9 protein-coding genes and 1 CRISPR repeat array are annotated in these 18,792 nt (G+C 31.7%); all 9 genes read right to left on the reverse strand.

Annotated features, from left to right (window positions below; all coding sequences use genetic code 4):
• Positions 1 to 41: 41 nt before the first annotated feature.
• The 9 genes from cas9 to ABDB96_RS03870 all read right to left on the reverse strand — a co-directional run bounded on the left by cas9 (position 42) and on the right by ABDB96_RS03870 (position 18,601).
• Complete coding sequence (cas9, locus tag ABDB96_RS03830; protein WP_343251455.1) at positions 42 to 2,336, reverse strand: type II CRISPR RNA-guided endonuclease Cas9; 2,295 nt, start codon at positions 2,334 to 2,336, stop codon at positions 42 to 44.
• A 70-nt stretch (positions 2,337 to 2,406) separates the two neighbouring features.
• Positions 2,407 to 6,275: direct repeats of the CRISPR family, unit length 36 nt; unit sequence GTTTTAGACTACATAAGTATGATACCGCTACAAAAC.
• A 31-nt stretch (positions 6,276 to 6,306) separates the two neighbouring features.
• Complete coding sequence (locus ABDB96_RS03835) at positions 6,307 to 7,089, reverse strand: hypothetical protein (RefSeq protein WP_343251456.1); 783 nt, start codon at positions 7,087 to 7,089, stop codon at positions 6,307 to 6,309.
• Positions 7,089 to 7,418 (reverse strand): CRISPR-associated endonuclease Cas2, encoded by a 330-nt coding sequence (cas2, locus tag ABDB96_RS03840; RefSeq protein ID WP_343251457.1) that lies wholly within the window; start codon positions 7,416 to 7,418, stop codon positions 7,089 to 7,091. Before cas2 ends, ABDB96_RS03835 begins: the two co-directional genes overlap by 1 nt.
• Positions 7,411 to 8,283, reverse strand: coding sequence for a type II CRISPR-associated endonuclease Cas1 (cas1, locus tag ABDB96_RS03845; protein ID WP_343251458.1), 873 nt, complete (start codon positions 8,281 to 8,283; stop codon positions 7,411 to 7,413). Before cas1 ends, cas2 begins: the two co-directional genes overlap by 8 nt.
• 840 nt (positions 8,284 to 9,123) lie before the next feature.
• Positions 9,124 to 9,777 carry a coiled-coil domain-containing protein gene (locus ABDB96_RS03850; RefSeq protein ID WP_343251459.1) on the reverse strand — a complete coding sequence of 218 codons (654 nt, stop codon included), beginning with the start codon at positions 9,775 to 9,777 and terminating at the stop codon, positions 9,124 to 9,126.
• Positions 9,778 to 9,813: 36 nt separating this feature from the next.
• Entirely contained in the window at positions 9,814 to 10,467 is a 654-nt protein-coding gene (locus ABDB96_RS03855; RefSeq protein WP_343251460.1) for a hypothetical protein, read from the reverse strand.
• 790 nt (positions 10,468 to 11,257) lie between these two features.
• Entirely contained in the window at positions 11,258 to 12,310 is a 1,053-nt protein-coding gene (gene rpsB, locus ABDB96_RS03860; protein ID WP_343251461.1) for a 30S ribosomal protein S2, read from the reverse strand.
• A 281-nt stretch (positions 12,311 to 12,591) separates the two neighbouring features.
• Positions 12,592 to 14,697, reverse strand: coding sequence for an MSC_0620 family F1-like ATPase-associated subunit (locus ABDB96_RS03865; protein WP_343251462.1), 2,106 nt, complete (start codon positions 14,695 to 14,697; stop codon positions 12,592 to 12,594).
• 31 nt (positions 14,698 to 14,728) lie between these two features.
• A complete protein-coding gene (locus ABDB96_RS03870; protein WP_343251463.1) occupies positions 14,729 to 18,601 on the reverse strand; it encodes an MIP family Ig-specific serine endopeptidase in 3,873 nt (1,290 codons plus the stop codon).
• Positions 18,602 to 18,792 lie beyond the last annotated feature (191 nt).

Genomic DNA, 18,792 nt, shown 5'->3' on the forward strand with positions numbered 1-18,792 from the left:
CAAGTTTCTGTTAATAAATCCTAAAAAGTCATTAGATTTATTTAGATAAAAGTCTTCAATTTTTTTTGATTCATGGAACTTAGTTTATGAAACCTCTTCTCAAACTCGTCATATTTTCCTTCATTTCCCAATCACTCATAAGGAGTACGATTCCCTTTAGATTGATTATTAATAATACTAGTAATTGTTTTATTCATAAAACTATCATTCAAAGAACGCCGCCACGGAATTATATGATCGATTTGATAATATTTACGTCAAGAACTTATAAAGTTGTTTTTTTGGATGGGTCTACCATCATACAAATCTGTTCAATCTTGTTCTTCAGCTAGTTTTCAAACGAGTTTATCAGTATTACTAAATTTTCTTATTTTTCCACATTTTTGATCATCAAGAAAATGTTCATCTCTTAAAATCTCTTTAGTTAAAGCATTATTTTTGTTTTTTTCATCTTTATTTGACTTATTTTCAGCATAGGTATTTTTATTTCTAGCAAGTTCAATTGTGATATTATTAATGTCATAGTTTTTAGAATAAACTTTAAGAATTTTATTTAAAACATTAATTGTTTGAATGAAAGCACGTCTAGCAGTTGGTGAAATTATTTCATCTTTAAAAATAGTTTTATTAATACGCTTAACTTTAGACAATTTATCTCTTAAATCTTTTCGGTTTAAATCCCTATTGGGAAAAAATTGACTTTGATTTTCTGATTTTTCAATTCCAACCTTTTTTATATAGTCATCCATAGCTCGATATGACAATGAATGAGTTTGTGTAAAATCAGATAATTTCTCAACAAATTTTGAAACAATGTCTTCTGGGTTTGAATCCGGATACTTCAATTGAATCTGCGATTTAATTTCTGTAAAGTCATCAAGAAAGTCAACAAGAATGTTTTTAGCCTTACGCTTATTGTGATGAACTCTGGATGCACAATCATAAACGTTGTTAATAAAATCTAAATCTGTCATATTTGTTTTTTCATTTAATTTTTGATCCAAAATATGAAAGTTTTTATCTATTAATTCAAGACTTTGTAATCATCGAGCAATTTTAACTAAATTATTTAAAGGTGTAATAATCTTCTTTCAAACTACTTGATCTGATCACTTCTTCTTTACATTTTTCTTTTCGACCCTTAATGTTCGAAATCCATTTACAGTAGCAACATAAGGATCATCTTTTTTAATTAATTCCTCAATCTTACCAACTACTTTTTCATTATCCTTTTGCAAAAGTCCAAATTTATTATTTTCAGGATCCAAAATTTCTAAACAAATCTTATCTACTATAGTTTGTTTTATTTGTTTAGATAATTTCTTTGTTTCGTCTCCATCTATATGCAGGTTGTTTAAATCATTCAAAAAATTAAAAAGTTCAGCTTTCGGTGAGTATTTACCTCCGCGATTACAATCAGGATATACACTACATTTGCCTATAGTTTTCTCTCATAGATTCTTATAGGGTGTTTCTTTTCCTTTTTTTTGAAACCGACCATAAATAGTGGGTGCTTGTATAGACCCCGGACCTTCTGAATAATCTCGAGTATGCCAAAACAATTTTTTGTATTTTTCTGAAAAGGATTTGCTTAGGCCTTGAACCTGTAATAACGTCTCAATTTCTTTGAGATAAGATTTTGCATCATATCGAGCATTTTCTTTAGCACCCATATAGTAACCAAATTTTCTAAAAAAATCGAGTTGATTTTGGGAAGGATGTTTATTTATTAGGTCTGGTTGTCAGTAATCACTTGTGTTACTATTTGATTTTTCAGAATTAGTTTCATTTTTTTCGATGTTTTCTTTATCAAGTTCTGATTCGTAAAAATAACCGCGATGTTTTAAATAATGAAATAGCACCGATATTAACAAATCTTTAGGAAGTTTTTCACGAAGACCCATAACTTTTGCTTCAATCATGGTCAAACGTTCTTTTTTTCCGTCAGTAGCATTAATGCGATAATATCCTTTATGTTCCCAAATGCTATTTTCTAGTTCTTTCTCAAGAATCTTGCCCTCTAATATTTCCAAGATTTTTTTTCGTTTATCCTCGCCTTCAATAAGGTCAACAAGGTTATCGTCATTATTATCAAATACTAATTTTATAAAAGCATTTTTTCTCACTCTCGCTCGTCGCAAACGACGACGCATGTGTCTAGCAATTCGTCTTTTTTCATTACCTAGACTGCCATCCTGAGGATCTGCTGCATCTGGAAATAGTCTTGATCCCATATCTATTATTTCATAATTATCATTCAAAATCGCTCAACCTACTGAAGCTATTCCTATATCCAGACCAATATTTATTTTTTGTTTTTTAGTCTCATTTGGCATACATTAATTACAACCTTTCTTATGTAAGTAGAATTATACAATTTTTTAAAATGATTTTTTTTAGGACATAGTTTTAGACTACATAAGTATGATACCGCTACAAAACTAAGTTGGAATAAGCAATACATAAAACAGAGTTTTAGACTACATAAGTATGATACCGCTACAAAACGAATATTTACCTGATTGCTTAAGGTTTCGGGTTTTAGACTACATAAGTATGATACCGCTACAAAACTGTTAAACGTTAAAATATTAAAAGAAATTGGTTTTAGACTACATAAGTATGATACCGCTACAAAACGTGGTATTACCGATTTGGCGAGAAAAACAAGTTTTAGACTACATAAGTATGATACCGCTACAAAACTGGGTGGGAATAGATAGGTAATTTTTGCAAGTTTTAGACTACATAAGTATGATACCGCTACAAAACTAGCTTGAGCGTTAGTAATGATGTCGTCTAGTTTTAGACTACATAAGTATGATACCGCTACAAAACAGTAGTTTTTCAAAAATTGAAACTGATGTGGTTTTAGACTACATAAGTATGATACCGCTACAAAACTAGGGGACGATAATGATAAAGTATTAAGATGTTTTAGACTACATAAGTATGATACCGCTACAAAACAAGCCGAAGGAGGTAAATTTTAAACTATAAGTTTTAGACTACATAAGTATGATACCGCTACAAAACATATTAATTTGAGCATTAGTTATAATATCAGTTTTAGACTACATAAGTATGATACCGCTACAAAACGGGATTCTTAAGAAGCTAGGAAATTTCTTAGTTTTAGACTACATAAGTATGATACCGCTACAAAACAGCCAAAAATGAATACTTATATATAATATAGTTTTAGACTACATAAGTATGATACCGCTACAAAACTGTACGAATTTCTTAGTTTACCACCGTCATGTTTTAGACTACATAAGTATGATACCGCTACAAAACTTCATCTTTTTCAAGAGAATTAACATAAGAGTTTTAGACTACATAAGTATGATACCGCTACAAAACTAGAAATTTGTGGCATAATAGGACCAGGAGGTTTTAGACTACATAAGTATGATACCGCTACAAAACTTATCTAAACTTGCTGAGTTGCTAGGGTCCGGTTTTAGACTACATAAGTATGATACCGCTACAAAACCCATGTAACCTACCCAACGCCGGCATTACTGTTTTAGACTACATAAGTATGATACCGCTACAAAACAGGTTAACTTGAACATGAACGACCGGAAGTGTTTTAGACTACATAAGTATGATACCGCTACAAAACATTCGAGTAGTTCGTTAACTTTAGTTAACAGTTTTAGACTACATAAGTATGATACCGCTACAAAACACACGAGCAAGGACTTTAGCGGACTATCAAGTTTTAGACTACATAAGTATGATACCGCTACAAAACTGACGCATGTTCGCAAGAGTTACGGTGGCGGTTTTAGACTACATAAGTATGATACCGCTACAAAACCGTGGGTTAAGTTGTTAAACTCGATGGTCTGGTTTTAGACTACATAAGTATGATACCGCTACAAAACTTATTATTATGGCTGAAATCATCTTAAGTTGTTTTAGACTACATAAGTATGATACCGCTACAAAACGGACCAACTCGCGAAGTCGTTTGAATTAAAGTTTTAGACTACATAAGTATGATACCGCTACAAAACCCAACTAATTTAGTTAACAAACCCGTTACCGTTTTAGACTACATAAGTATGATACCGCTACAAAACTCACATCAAGACCAGTGATGTTTAATACAGGTTTTAGACTACATAAGTATGATACCGCTACAAAACTATAGAATTTGAAGCTTTAAAAAGACAAGGGTTTTAGACTACATAAGTATGATACCGCTACAAAACTTCGATATACCCCGGTTAACTTTCCACAATGTTTTAGACTACATAAGTATGATACCGCTACAAAACTAAGTCGTTAACATTAAACGTCTTCGCGACGTTTTAGACTACATAAGTATGATACCGCTACAAAACAGCAGTGTTCTTGGAAACGTTAATTACTTTGTTTTAGACTACATAAGTATGATACCGCTACAAAACCGTGGGTTAAGTTGTTAAACTCGATGGTCTGGTTTTAGACTACATAAGTATGATACCGCTACAAAACTTATTATTATGGCTGAAATCATCTTAAGTTGTTTTAGACTACATAAGTATGATACCGCTACAAAACGGACCAACTCGCGAAGTCGTTTGAATTAAAGTTTTAGACTACATAAGTATGATACCGCTACAAAACCCAACTAATTTAGTTAACAAACCCGTTACCGTTTTAGACTACATAAGTATGATACCGCTACAAAACTCACATCAAGACCAGTGATGTTTAATACAGGTTTTAGACTACATAAGTATGATACCGCTACAAAACTATAGAATTTGAAGCTTTAAAAAGACAAGGGTTTTAGACTACATAAGTATGATACCGCTACAAAACTAAGTCGTTAACATTAAACGTCTTCGCGACGTTTTAGACTACATAAGTATGATACCGCTACAAAACAACTGTTTTTAGAATATTTGAAAAAGATTGGTTTTAGACTACATAAGTATGATACCGCTACAAAACAGCAGTGTTCTTGGAAACGTTAATTACTTTGTTTTAGACTACATAAGTATGATACCGCTACAAAACTGTGTGATCTTCACCGCCCCCATTAATGCTGTTTTAGACTACATAAGTATGATACCGCTACAAAACAGCAGTGTTCTTGGAAACGTTAATTACTTTGTTTTAGACTACATAAGTATGATACCGCTACAAAACTATTTGTTAGTTGCTGTTGATTGGTGGCAGGTTTTAGACTACATAAGTATGATACCGCTACAAAACTGTTTTCACTCGAATTTAAACCATAAGTTAGTTTTAGACTACATAAGTATGATACCGCTACAAAACAAGAATCTGCTGGATCTAAAGGAACTGGAAGTTTTAGACTACATAAGTATGATACCGCTACAAAACTACGTTGTTTGATCAATTGTTAAAGTTTCAGTTTTAGACTACATAAGTATGATACCGCTACAAAACAATTAAAAGCCGTTCTGGAAAAGAAATGTTGTTTTAGACTACATAAGTATGATACCGCTACAAAACAGTACTGCTAGCAATTTAGCCCAAAGCCAGGTTTTAGACTACATAAGTATGATACCGCTACAAAACTAGGTAATTTTAACTTTAACATTTGTTTTAGGTTTTAGACTACATAAGTATGATACCGCTACAAAACTATTTAATAAGTTTTTAATTGTTATTAACTTGTTTTAGACTACATAAGTATGATACCGCTACAAAACTAAAAAGTTTCTAGCATCTAAATTAGTGTAGTTTTAGACTACATAAGTATGATACCGCTACAAAACAATATCGATTACGATATTTGCCAATTAATTGTTTTAGACTACATAAGTATGATACCGCTACAAAACACTATCTGGGTTCGTATTAAAATGCGTATCGTTTTAGACTACATAAGTATGATACCGCTACAAAACCCAACTAATTTAGTGAATAAAACCGTAACTGTTTTAGACTACATAAGTATGATACCGCTACAAAACTACTTTAATCGTTTTACCAAACATTACTAAGTTTTAGACTACATAAGTATGATACCGCTACAAAACATAATTAAATGCAGAAGTTATTTTCGTATAGTTTTAGACTACATAAGTATGATACCGCTACAAAACCAGTTCCAGAACCTAGTTATTACTAGAAATGTTTTAGACTACATAAGTATGATACCGCTACAAAACTCCATTAAGATACCTTTCAAGTAACTTGCTGTTTTAGACTACATAAGTATGATACCGCTACAAAACAGTTAGATGAAGATTTGTACGATTTGTTTAGTTTTAGACTACATAAGTATGATACCGCTACAAAACGTCAAATTCACAAAAATTTTTAAAAATCGTCCTATTTTTGCTCAAAAAGGGTCTCAATTGCGTAAAAAATCTTCTGGTTTTTCAAATTTACCTCTTTTTTTAAGTAACTAGTTAAATCATCAAGCGAGCAGTATTCAGACGTTTTAACTGATAAAAAATTCACAAAAACTTCTAAATCAATTAATTCCAGCATCACCCGGTTGGTTTCATCTAAGAAAACCACCGCTTCTAATTCAGTAACTAGCCTAACGTTATTCCGAAAATCATGGTTAATAAAAATAAAATTATGTAAGTTTAAATACGGTTTTAAATCACTCACACTCAACCAGTCTAAATCACAAAAAATAAACGTACATTTTTCTTGCCAAATATTATGCTCTAGCATTTTTAAAAAAGTGTTGCGATCCAAGTATGTTTCTTCAGGTATTGCAAATAAATTAGTTATCATTTTGGACCAATCGATCGCTTCTTCAATTGCTTGAAAACCAAGATCATTATTAATCGCATCAGTTAATGCGAGAATTTTTTGTTCATCCACAATTTTTTCAGCCACAATCTTATCTAAGAGCATTTTCACTAAATGGTTGTTTTTGCCAGTTAGTTTTAAAAAATCAGATATCTTGGTTAAATCATTAATAAAAACTAACTGGCTATCACTAAATGCCCGACTCGAACTATCATCAATGTGCTTATCACCAGAGAGATTTTTTCATAAAGTTTTAGCAAACGCTAACGGTTTGGGGTGGTTAAAAACCTTGATGCCTAAAAAATCTAAGTCTTCACTACCATTTTGGTTCGTTAATGTTATTTTCATTAAATCTTGACATATCTTTCTGAATTATTATAAATTTCGTCAATTTTTTTATTACCTAAAACAATTTCCATGGCCTGATATTGTTTTTCGGTGATGGCAATCATCCGAATGTTGCCATCCCTAGGAATTTTATCTTTAAATTTCGCAATTTCTTTTTTTAGATCAACCTGCAAATTAGAAGCTTTGATGTAAATCGAATATTGCATCATGGAATAGCCATTACGTAACAATGCCTTGCGAAACTGGGAATATTCCTTTTTTTCATAATCTTCTACTGAAGGTAAATCAAACATTAAAATAATTCGCATCGATCGGTAACTACTAATCATTAAAAAATTCCAATCATGGCAAGGATGTTTCGGCAACTAGAGAAGAAATGTAAAGATCAATAGCGTTAGAAACATACTGGAACGTATTGTTAATTTTAATTTTTTGGTTAAAAGCTGCAACCAATTGCTCTTTATGAATAAATAAATTTTGTTCAACAATTCCCTGGGACATAATTTCAAAAACCACCTTGTCTATGATAACACGGAAACCTTCCATTAAGTCGCTACTTAAAGCGAAATGGTTGTGAAATGATTTATGGAAAATCCCAATTTTCGGATCTAGTCCCTTTTTAACAATGCTTCTAGAAACATAAGCTCTTAATACGCCATAACCATAGTTTAATAACGTATTAATGTAATGATCATCCCTGCGGTTAAAGTCAATGCCAAACAAATGGTGCCAATAAATCTTAGCTGCATGTCCTTCGCGATTGGAAATGTCTAAATCTTTGATTTCAGCAGCAAGTTCATCAAACACAGGTAAATCAACTTTTAGCAACTTTTTTAAAAGTTCTTTTTGGTTATGAATCTTTTGTTTAATGATTTGCTTTCAAATTGTTGACTTAAAGATTAAAGTTCACTGTGATTGCTTTTCTTGAATTTTTAATGAATTGTAGTTACCAGTAATTGGCAAAATCAAAGCATTCGGCAAATATTTCGAATTACAAATAATTGTTAGGATGTTGAAATCAGATAATTTGTTAATTAATTGGGTTGTCATTGTAATCCGGTTATTGTTAATTAATAAGGTGTCAATATCGCTAAGGGGAATTGTAATTTTTTTCAAATCAGAAAAAACAACCAAATTATCCAAAAATACTTTTAAATAATTTCCGTTTTCAATTTCCACAATTTTCCAGCCCATTGTTTTAAATTATTACAAATCGCTTTCTACATTAAACCTAAAAACCTAAATTAAACTAGCAGTACCAAATTTAATTTACTTAATTTTTTATTCTAACATGTTGTTAGGCGTTTTTAATCTTTAAAATTAAACTCAAATAATTTTTCATATAACCAAAAACATCTCATTAACTTATTGTGTGATTTTTTACAAAGAGTAAAAATAATGCAAAAAGTAACTGTCGGCATGAAAGAAAAAAGCAAATTTATTGAGTTTTTATTTTTTTTGAAAAAAAATGTAATCATTTCATTGCGTAGTCACATTTTGTAACCAAATGCTTGGCACCTCATTAAAAACAAATAACATGAAACTTCTTACTCGTTGTTATAATCTATTCTAAATTTTCTCTAATTCTAAAAAAAATATACCAATTTTGTGGCATTCCATCTTAAAACATATAATTCATTAGGTAACCAAAATAATTCCCCTAAATTAACTAGGAATAAAAAAGTCATTCAATTCTCACAAGTAAAAAAAAATTGTTTTAACTATTTAATCTTTAGCATTTTAATAAGATGAAAAACATGTTGAATGCCAAATATTTTAATGTTATCAACAATATACACTGCTTACTGATTATTGGTAAACAATAAAATAAACTAACCATAATGAAGTATTTTTCTAAAAATTTAAAAAAGACTACGAAAAGCAAATAATAAATTTTCTTTTAATAGAGAATAATGCTGTCAATGTTTAAAATGCACAAAATATCGCATTAAAAAATCTTAAATTGATAGATGTGCAATAAAAAAAACCCAAAAATGATTATTAACCTTGATTATAATTACAAAATGATTTTAACTAGTAAACCTTAATTAATGCTACATTACGAATGCTACTAGCATCTAATGCTTCTAATAATTCGCTCGCTTTTACAAAAATTGTATTATTAATCAAAAAATGGACCCCTTGTAAGTTTAATTTGGGATAACTTAGTAAAGTTTGCACATCTTCCATAATTTCTTTAAAAACCTGTTGGTCGTACATTTTTTTAATATTAACTAACAAAAGTTCTTTACCAAACATTCACTTATCTGCTTGCTTATATTTAGTTTTACGCTTCAAATGATACCGGTCAATTCGGGTATTAACTTCTTTGTGGTTTTTGTCAATTTTAGCGTTGACTTCTTGATGATTTTTATCAATTTTAGTGTTAAGCTCTTGGTAGTTTTTATCGATTTTAGCGTTAACTTCTTGATGATTTTTGTCGATTTTCGCATTAAGTTCTTGGTAGTTTTTATCGATTTTGGCGTTAAGTTCTTGGTAGTTTTTATCGATTTTGGCGTTAAGTTCTTTTTGATTTTTCTCAACCTGATCAATTCTATCATTAACTTCTTTGTGGTTTTTATCAATCTTGTCATTAACCTCTTTGTGGTTTTTATCGATTTTAGTGTTAACTTTATCAACTTCACTAACAATTAATTCTGCTAACTTATCAAGTGTTCATTTTTTCATAACTCAATTCCTCCTGTTTACTCTTATCTTTCCTAACTAGTAAACCTTAATTAATGCTACATTACGAATGCTACTAGCACCTAATGCTTCTAATAATTCGCTCGCTTTTACAAAAATTGTATTATTAATCAAAAAATGGACCCCTTGTAAGTTTAATTTGGGATAACTTAGTAAAGTTTGCACATCTTCCATAATTTCTTTAAAGACCTGTTGGTCGTACATTTTTTTAATATTAACTAACAAAAGTTCTTTACCAAACATTCACTTATCTGCTTGCTTATATTTAGTTTTACGCTTCAAATGATACCGGTCAATTCGGGTGTTAACTTCTTTGTGGTTTTTGTCAATTTTCGCATTAAGTTTTTGGTAGTTTTGATCGATTTTAGTGTTAAGCTCTTGGTAGTTTTTATCGATCTTGTCGTTAACCTCTTTATGGTTTTTGTCGATTTTAGCATTAAGTTCTTGGTAGTTTTTATCGATTTTAGCGTTGAGTTGTTTTTGATTTTTCTCAACCTGATCAATTCTGTCATTAACCTCTTTGTGGTTTTTATCAATTTTAGCATTAAGTTCTTGGTAGTTTTTATCGATCTTGGCGTTGACTTCTTGGTGGTTTTTGTCGATTTTAGTGTTAACTTTATCAACTTCATTAACAATTAATTCTGCTAACTTATCAAGTGTTCATTTTTTCATTTTTAATCCCCCAGTTGAATTTATTAAGTTTCATGAAAATTTTTTACTTTTTCATCCCATATAAATTAATGCTAAATTTAAAAGATTTTGACAAAATATTTTTATTCTGTTCATCGATATTTTGCTTTTATGATTAATTTTAACTTAAAAAAAACTTAAAAAAAACCAAAATCGATTGACTCTAACGGTATTTCAAATGATCATCAGAAATTTTGTAAAATTAATCGATGAAGCTAACAAAATCAATATGATCGATTTGTTTTTAGAAAATTGAATAAATAGTGATTAAATTAAATAAAATGTTTAAAAATAGACTTATTTTAAATAGTTGCAATATAAAACTTGATATTAAATTATATTTGCTTATCAGCTAATTTTACAATTTCTTCTAGCTTAAGATAGTAATGCAAAATAAATAGTCTCGGTTAAATCATGGCTAACTTGCAATTAGATTTAATCACTAGAAGATTTATAAGTAATGAGATCGGTTTTAATTATTGTTAGCTATTTTCTTATTTAAACAAAGTGTCGGACGGATCATTTTCTTGAATTCATTTCTATAAAAGTTTACTCAATAAAAGATAATTTATTAGCATAAAACAACATAAAAAACTGCCCATGAAAGCAGTTTTTGCAAAAAATTATTAGATCCAATTGCAATCCTTGGTTATTTAGATTTAATTTTAGTAAACGCAAGTGCTTTTATGATGAACATCATCCTGAAAGGATAGTAATTTTGAAAATAATAAAACAATTAGTTAATCTTTTATCAATAAATAAAAAACTATTGTTACTGATCCACAGTTGGTTTTTCACTAGGGGCTTGCGTAGTCTGGTTACTAGAAAAATTGCGATTATGATGATTGTAATGACCATCATGATGCCTACGGTTCTGGTGTCACCGTTGGCCAGAACGATTGTTGGAAAACTTTTGGTCGTGTTCTTTGCGAGTCACTTGGGCAATAACAATTTCATCGTCAGGTTTATATGCAAACAGCGGTTCTTTGCCTTGAGCAACTGCTACAGCATCAGCAAAAAGATTCATAAATAAGGTAATCGAACGAATTGAAGCATTGTTACCAGGAACAAGATAATCAATCAGTTTAGGATCAGCATTAGTATTAGCGATCGCAATTACAGGAATGTTTAATTTTCGGGCTTCGGTTACAGCATTTTTTTCATGAATAGGATCGTCCACAACAAGCACGTTCGGAATTCCTTTCATGGTTTTAATCCCGCCAAAAAACTTTTCTAATTTTTCAATTTTTTTAAGGATCAACATTTGCTCTTTTTTGGTATGATGCCCTAAACCATTATCACGTTCTTCGACCAGGTTATTTAATTGCTTAATTGAATTATTAATGGTTTTAAAATTGGTTAAAGTGCCCCCAAGCCAACGTTGGGAAATATGGTTAATTTCCACCCGTTTGGCAATTTCTTTAATTAAATCTTGAACAAGTTTGGTTTTGGTGCCAACAAACAAAATGTTCCCGTTATTTCTAGCAATCTCCATTAAATAATCGTACGCTAGTTTTAACTTTTCTTGCATCAAAGGGATATTTAACACTTCATAACGACTATCACCCGGTTTCTTACTGTAAATGTAAGGTTTCATTTTCGGGTTTCAACGCCGTTTGGAAAAACCAATATGTCCACCAACTTCCATAATTTTCGAACTAGATACTAACGGTTTTTCAGGGGTAAGATTTTGCAAAGAATCAAGATCTTGTTCGTTACTTTGCACTGAATTGGCTAAAGTTACTTCGTTTTGCTGGGAAAAATCATTTTTCGCAACATTATTAGTTTCTAAAGTTTGCTGATCATTGATAATTGCTTGTGACATTTAGTTTTAATTAACCTTTCGTAATGCTAGTGCTAGTTATGCGTTTGTGTAGACAATAATTATATAAATTATAATATAAAAAAATAATTTTTAAAAAAAGACAACATTTGTTTAGAGAAAAAATCAAATTTAAACTATTTTTTAAACAGTAATGTGATTTTGCTTGATCAATAATTGAAGTAAGATGAATTTTAAAAAACTGAACAACTTGCTTTTGTTAAAATTATAACGACCGTATGACACTAAAATTTGGTAATAAATCAACTGATTGTTTTGAAAAATTACCTTTTTGTAAATTGCGTTTTTTTAAACTTTTTGTACCGTAGAAAAATTACTACAGCAATAACGCTAATTAAAATAATTCCAGTAATAGTTAATACACCCGCAGTGACATTGGCCGGATAGGTAAGTTCTTGAATTAATGAATTGAGATCTTGTTGAATTTGCCGTTCGGTCTTATTTTCCAACGTTTTTTCGTTCATGGCAATCTGTAAAATATTAAATAGCGGTTGGTATAAATGGTTAGATTTAATCACTAGATCCACCATTTTTTCAAAAAGGCTAATTTTACTTGCATCATCAACATTTAAAAAATTGAATTGCTTAATTAAATTCGTGGTTGTTTGCAACCGGTTAATTAAGTTTAAAACCGTAGTGGAGGCAAAATTTAATGTTGCTAATTTTTTACTAAAAATCTGGTAATTGGTTTTAATGCCAGTTAATAAGTTATTAATTTTGGATACATACAATGTTTGCAAGTAGTTAGCAAAATTAAACTGGTCAATTTTGGAAGTAACAACATAACTTAAAAACAACCCATTGATTGCTCGCTTAAAATCGTTTAAATTATCGGTATCACTTAAGCTTAAACCCACATATTTGTTTGATAAATTATACAAGTCTTTTTTATAAGTTTTGCCAGTAGATTCGTCAAAATAAATTTTGGTCAATAAATAAAAAGCGTTCTGAATTTGAATTTTTTGAACTGTATTAAAACCTAAAAGGTGGCTAATATCTAGTTTGTTGTCTAATGCGAGTGAATCTTGGATTTTATTAACAATCTGACTAACTTGTTCATATGCTAAATAATAAAGTAAGTTTTGATTTTGCAACAAGTGATCGGTTTCCAATAATCCTTGAACTTGACTTTGATAAGAGTGCGAATTAGTTGGTAACAATTTATCAAAAACCGTAACAGTTCCTTTAGCAGTATTGTTGTCAGCGTTCAATTGTTTTAAGTCGTAAGTAAAACGCTTATAAACCGGGTTGTCAAAATAAACCAATTGCATTTTTTCTGTCAGCAAGGCCTGATTGTACTTATTCACAAAATCATAAACTTGGAAATTGCTAAACCGGGGAACAACTTGCGGTTTTAGATCTCTAATGTTACGAATTTCTTCGACTTTACCAATCGGAGCTGGCTTTTGGTCTGCAATCGTTGTGTTTTGATTGGGATTTTCACTTGGTGATGGTTGGGTTTTTTCAACATCAGGTGAAGGCGTATCATCTTTTTTTGATGCAGATTGTGGCTGTAACATCTTGTTTTGTTGAATATCAAAATCTAGAAAATTCCTTTTAATTTTACTAATAAAATACTCGTCCCAAGTTTGTTCTTTGCCATTAATAGTTAAATCTGAAAGGCCGTTTTTAACTAATTCACCATTTTCATTTTTCACATTTTCGTGATAGTTTTCACCATTTTTCGGAAAGTCTTTTTCGTTTAAAAAGATCTTGTCAATATTTTCAGCAGTTTCTAACGCGGCAGCATATTTATCGTACTTCTTTTTGTACTCGGTACTATCAATTTTATTATCAATTGTTTGCGATTGTTTTAAACTACTTCCTGCAGTTTCGTTGTATCCAAGACTAGCATTGTGATCACCATTTTCAACGCGAACGTTGCCACCAAAAACAACGCCATCAATCGTTTTACCATTAGTGGTAATTGAACCAACCGAATATTTAGGATTAGTTAAAACACTAGGAAAGTTAAACTCAAAACCGTACTTTTTCGGATTTTGTAAAATCGCTTGCTTATTAGTGTTTAAAAACTTTCGTAATTGTAAATAATAGTTTAATTTATCAGACGTATCTTTAGCATCTTTATCTTTTTTAGTAAGTTCATCATCAATCCGTTCCTGAACCTTTTTAATTAAATTTTCTAATGAGGTTTTTAATTGGGTTTTAAAATAAGTTTGATTTTGTTCGTGTTCTTTGGAAACTAATGGCGGTTGGCTTTTTGTTACATCGTGAATAACTTGTCGTAACGATGGTACATGGCTTTTAGGTGTGGTTTGGTTAATTAAAAGCATCGCTGGTGCACCAACTGCTAAAGATAGGCCGAACAACTTGAAGATGAGGCTTTTTTTTAGTTTGGTTTTGATCATTTTTGAAACCTTATTGTAATTAGTTACTTAGTTACTTTCCGCTAAATAATCAGGAATTAGTTAATAAATTATGAGTTTGTAAATATTCTTTAAACGAGCCTTTTTGACCTTCAACACCACCATTAATTAAATCGTAACCTTGAATAATTTTCTTGCCATTTTGAATGACATTTGGTGAAACTAACGGATCGACAAAACCAGTTTGGGTACTATCGGCATTTCCCCAATAGATTCCGACCACTTGACCATTTTGATTCACAACTAATGAACCTGATCCCCCGCCAGCAAATCCCGAATTATTTAAACCATACACAGTGTTAAAGCGGTGGTAACTTACATTATCTCAAGTTAAAGTTTCAGCTTGCCCTAAAGGAATTTTATTAATGTCATAAATTCCAGGAATGGTTTGGTTATAGTTGTTTTGATATTGATAACCAGGCACGTTAGCAAAACCTTGACCTTTAGTATTATCAATCGTGCCAACGCGTTGGTTAACAGCAGCATGACCAGTAATGGAATTCGAGCCACCTTTTAATGGGTCACCATCAGCTGGATAACCTAAGGAATAATTTTGATCATCACCACTTAAATCATCACCAGTCTTATTTTTTAAAAGACTATTTTGTGGGGTGGCAAACGTAAATACCGAGTTGTTATATTCTGTTTTTTGGGCAAAATTATTTGTGGCTTTTTTAGCTTCTTCTTGTGAACTATAAGTAATTTTGATAACTGCAAAATCTTTAAAGTAATTGGTAATTGTTCTGGAAGTACCATTTTGGGAATTGACAGTTATTGTACTGTTACCATTTTCCAAGAAATTGGTTGCTGTATAAACAACTTCAGGATAATTAGTACCTTTTAATTCCGTTTGGTTTCAGTCTTTACCATCAGATGAGTTGCGAATAAATGCGGTTTCGCGACCAGTTAAATGGTTGCCGCCCTTGCGATTAATTAAAGCAACAACGTGTAAATTGGTTCCGTAATACCATGTGGTGGAATATTCATTGTTATTATTGGTTTTTTGGTAGTCCAAAATCCAAGCCGTGCCGTAGACGTCTTCATATACAGGGTCGTTTGGATTATTGTTCCGGTATCGTGGTTGACCAGTTAACGGGTTGATCGAAACAACGTTCGTATGGAAAACAATTCTTGATGTGTAGTCGTTTAGTTTTTTATAGGTGTCATTTTTCACAGCATCGTAATCGGAAGTATCAGTGGAAATAAATCTTTGGTGGTTTTTGCCTTCGGCTAATGGGGTGGTTTTAGTAATTGGCGAATCAAATGTTGTCGCGTCAGCATTTCCGATTTTAGTTGGACTAATTGACCTTGTATCATCAATTGAAGTGTCCCCTAAAGCAGTTAGTTTGAAAACATCAGCAGTATTGCTTGGAATTGCCGCTGGTCCGTCACCAATTTCTCTCGTATTAGCATTCGGGTTTTTGTAAGCCTGATCATTCCCGTTTGCATCAGTATAATAAACATAACGAATGGTTACAGGTCAAGAAGCTGATTTAATTGTTGCTTCATCAAATCCGGTCGTGTACTTCACACCATTTGCCATATAATCCCGCAAGTCAATGTTCCGGATGTATTGTCAACCCGCATTAACATAGTTTAAAATTGATTGTAAATCCTGACTATGACCAAACTTCGAATGACCGATAACCCGCACATAATTTTGCGAATTTATTCCGGCCGGAGCCGTATCAGCGTAGAACACACCTTTAGAAGTATTACCTAATTCATAATCAATTTTATCAGTATTATCAATTTGTAAATTTTCTAAATCTAATGGGGCAGCAATTTGGTTAACTAAAGGTGAATAAGTGATCCGGTTAAATTTACCTTTGGCAAAATTAGGAATTTTAGGAATAACGATGTTATTAAAGTCCCATTGGTTATTATCACCAAACCACCATTGGGTCGGATAAGCCCCAGTTCCGCCAAATGAGCCTTGATAAACACGCATATTGCTGCCCTGAATGTAAACAAGGTTGAAAATGTCGCTAATTTGTTTTCTAGTGGTATTTGGAGCAATATCCATCGTGTTGAAAATCGCATTATACTTATAATCATAAGCATTCCCAACAACCCGTTGGTAAACCCTAGGGTCAATTCTAGTCAAGGTGTTAGGCGTATCCACGTCGTTATTCCGTGAACTAATTTTTTGTCCGGTAATATTGGTGTATAGGTTTAATTCAGTTAGCTTATTTTGTGACCCATAGTTCTGATTAAACAGGATGGCGTTAGCCACTTTCGGATTATTTCAGTTATAAAATAAGGTTAATGATTTGACATTTCCAGGCATTTTTGTAACAAAGTCAGCACTAGCGTTTCCGGTAGTAGCATTAATGTTTTGAATCGCTACACCAATACCTTCGTCACCAACTTTTTTTAAATCGGTTTGTTGAATAGCAGCATCAATTAGTGCTTGCGGGGTATTTTGGTTACTAGATTTGCTTGCCAGTTTATTGATCCCGGTAATATTAATAATATAACGATTGGCAGTTTTGTTGTTTGGTTCAATGCGACTGGTATATTTAAATAATTCAGCAACATCGTCATATCCCGGAATTTTTAAAACGGTTTTGTCAAAACCGGTAATTCCTTCACGATCATCGGGTCGGAAGTTTAAATTAATAATGTCGTCTTGGGAGCGTTCCCAATTTGAAGTGATTGGTAAAAAACGGGCAACATTATCATAAGTTCGTTGGTACTGCGCTTCATTAACAAACGCGGGTCTGGCTTGTCAAGTAACGTTGTTAAACTTCCCATTTAACCGGATAATTGTTGGCATATAACCTTGTTCTAACGAGTCAATATCTTGCAAAGTTAAATCGGAAACTTGAACTAAACGAACTTTGGTAAGTAATTGCTTGATCGCTTTATATTCTTCTTGAGCTGTAGTTAAGTTTTTGGTGTAATCAGGGATTTGTACACCTTCATACAATTCACGGTATTCAGCAATGTTTTTATTAGGAACGATATATTTTGGTGGACCGTTTGGGATTTGATCTTCGTTAGTGTAACGAATGAAATAACTAATTAATGTATCAACATTACCTTTATCATCACCCTTGAGTTGTTCATAATTGTCAATTTTTTGTAAAGTAGTAGATAAATTAACTAGATCTTGCAATGAACCACGAATCGTGTGACCGTAAATATCGGAAACGGCAACATTATTATTTAGTTCTTTAATAATATCAACTTTATCGGCTTCGGTTAAATTTAGGATTTTTTGGCCGACTCGTAGTCTTAAACTGTTTTCTTGTAAATTTTTTAGGTCATTTAAAGAAATCTTTTGGCCCTTAGCAAGATAAGGGATATTAGTAAGATTTCCTTTTTGTTTAATTAACCGCCCTAAAGTAGCAGCACTATCTTGGGCCCCTTGGTTAAATTCATCGTAAGTTCATTTGGAGATTTTACCAATGTTTTTATTCAGTCCAGAACCACGACTATGGGTACCAACTCCGCCTTGTCTTGGAAATTTACCGTGAGGATTAGAAAAAGTTTTTGATTTTTCTCCAGTAGGGTCTGAGAACATTCTAATAACTTCTTCAGTCGTTAACTCCTTGGAACGATCACCAATCCCTTGGCCAAGTCCTTGGTTAGGATCTTCAAGACCACGAGCAGAGTTATCAGGTTGATGATCAAGTGGTTTAATTTCGGGTTTGGTTTTATCCTTTTCATCTTGTTGAAGCTGTTGTTCGGGAACTGGCTTTGGTCGTTCTGGTGCTTGTTCGGTTTTAATTTTTTTAGTTGGTGCAGCCGAGTTGTAAATGATGTTTCTTTTCTGTAAGGAAACTTGATTAAATCCGATAACAATTCCAACACTAGTAAAGACACCGGCCATTAGAATTCCGGTAACTAAATTTATTAATACTTTTCGATTAGTACGCATATATTATCATCTTTCTGAATTCAGTAGGCATCACCATGCCTGCGGTCATTGTTTATATTTATAAATGAGACGAAAATCAAATTATTCGGTCAAATCGCACATTGTTTTCATTATCAAATACGACATATAGTCATATGATTTTTTGCAAATAAAACTCAAAAACAGATTCTGGTTCGATTAAATGGTTTGAT

It is taken from the genome of Mycoplasma amphoriforme A39 (assembly GCA_000723365.1).
GTDB lineage: Bacteria > Bacillota_I > Bacilli_A > Mycoplasmatales > Mycoplasmoidaceae > Mycoplasmoides > Mycoplasmoides amphoriforme.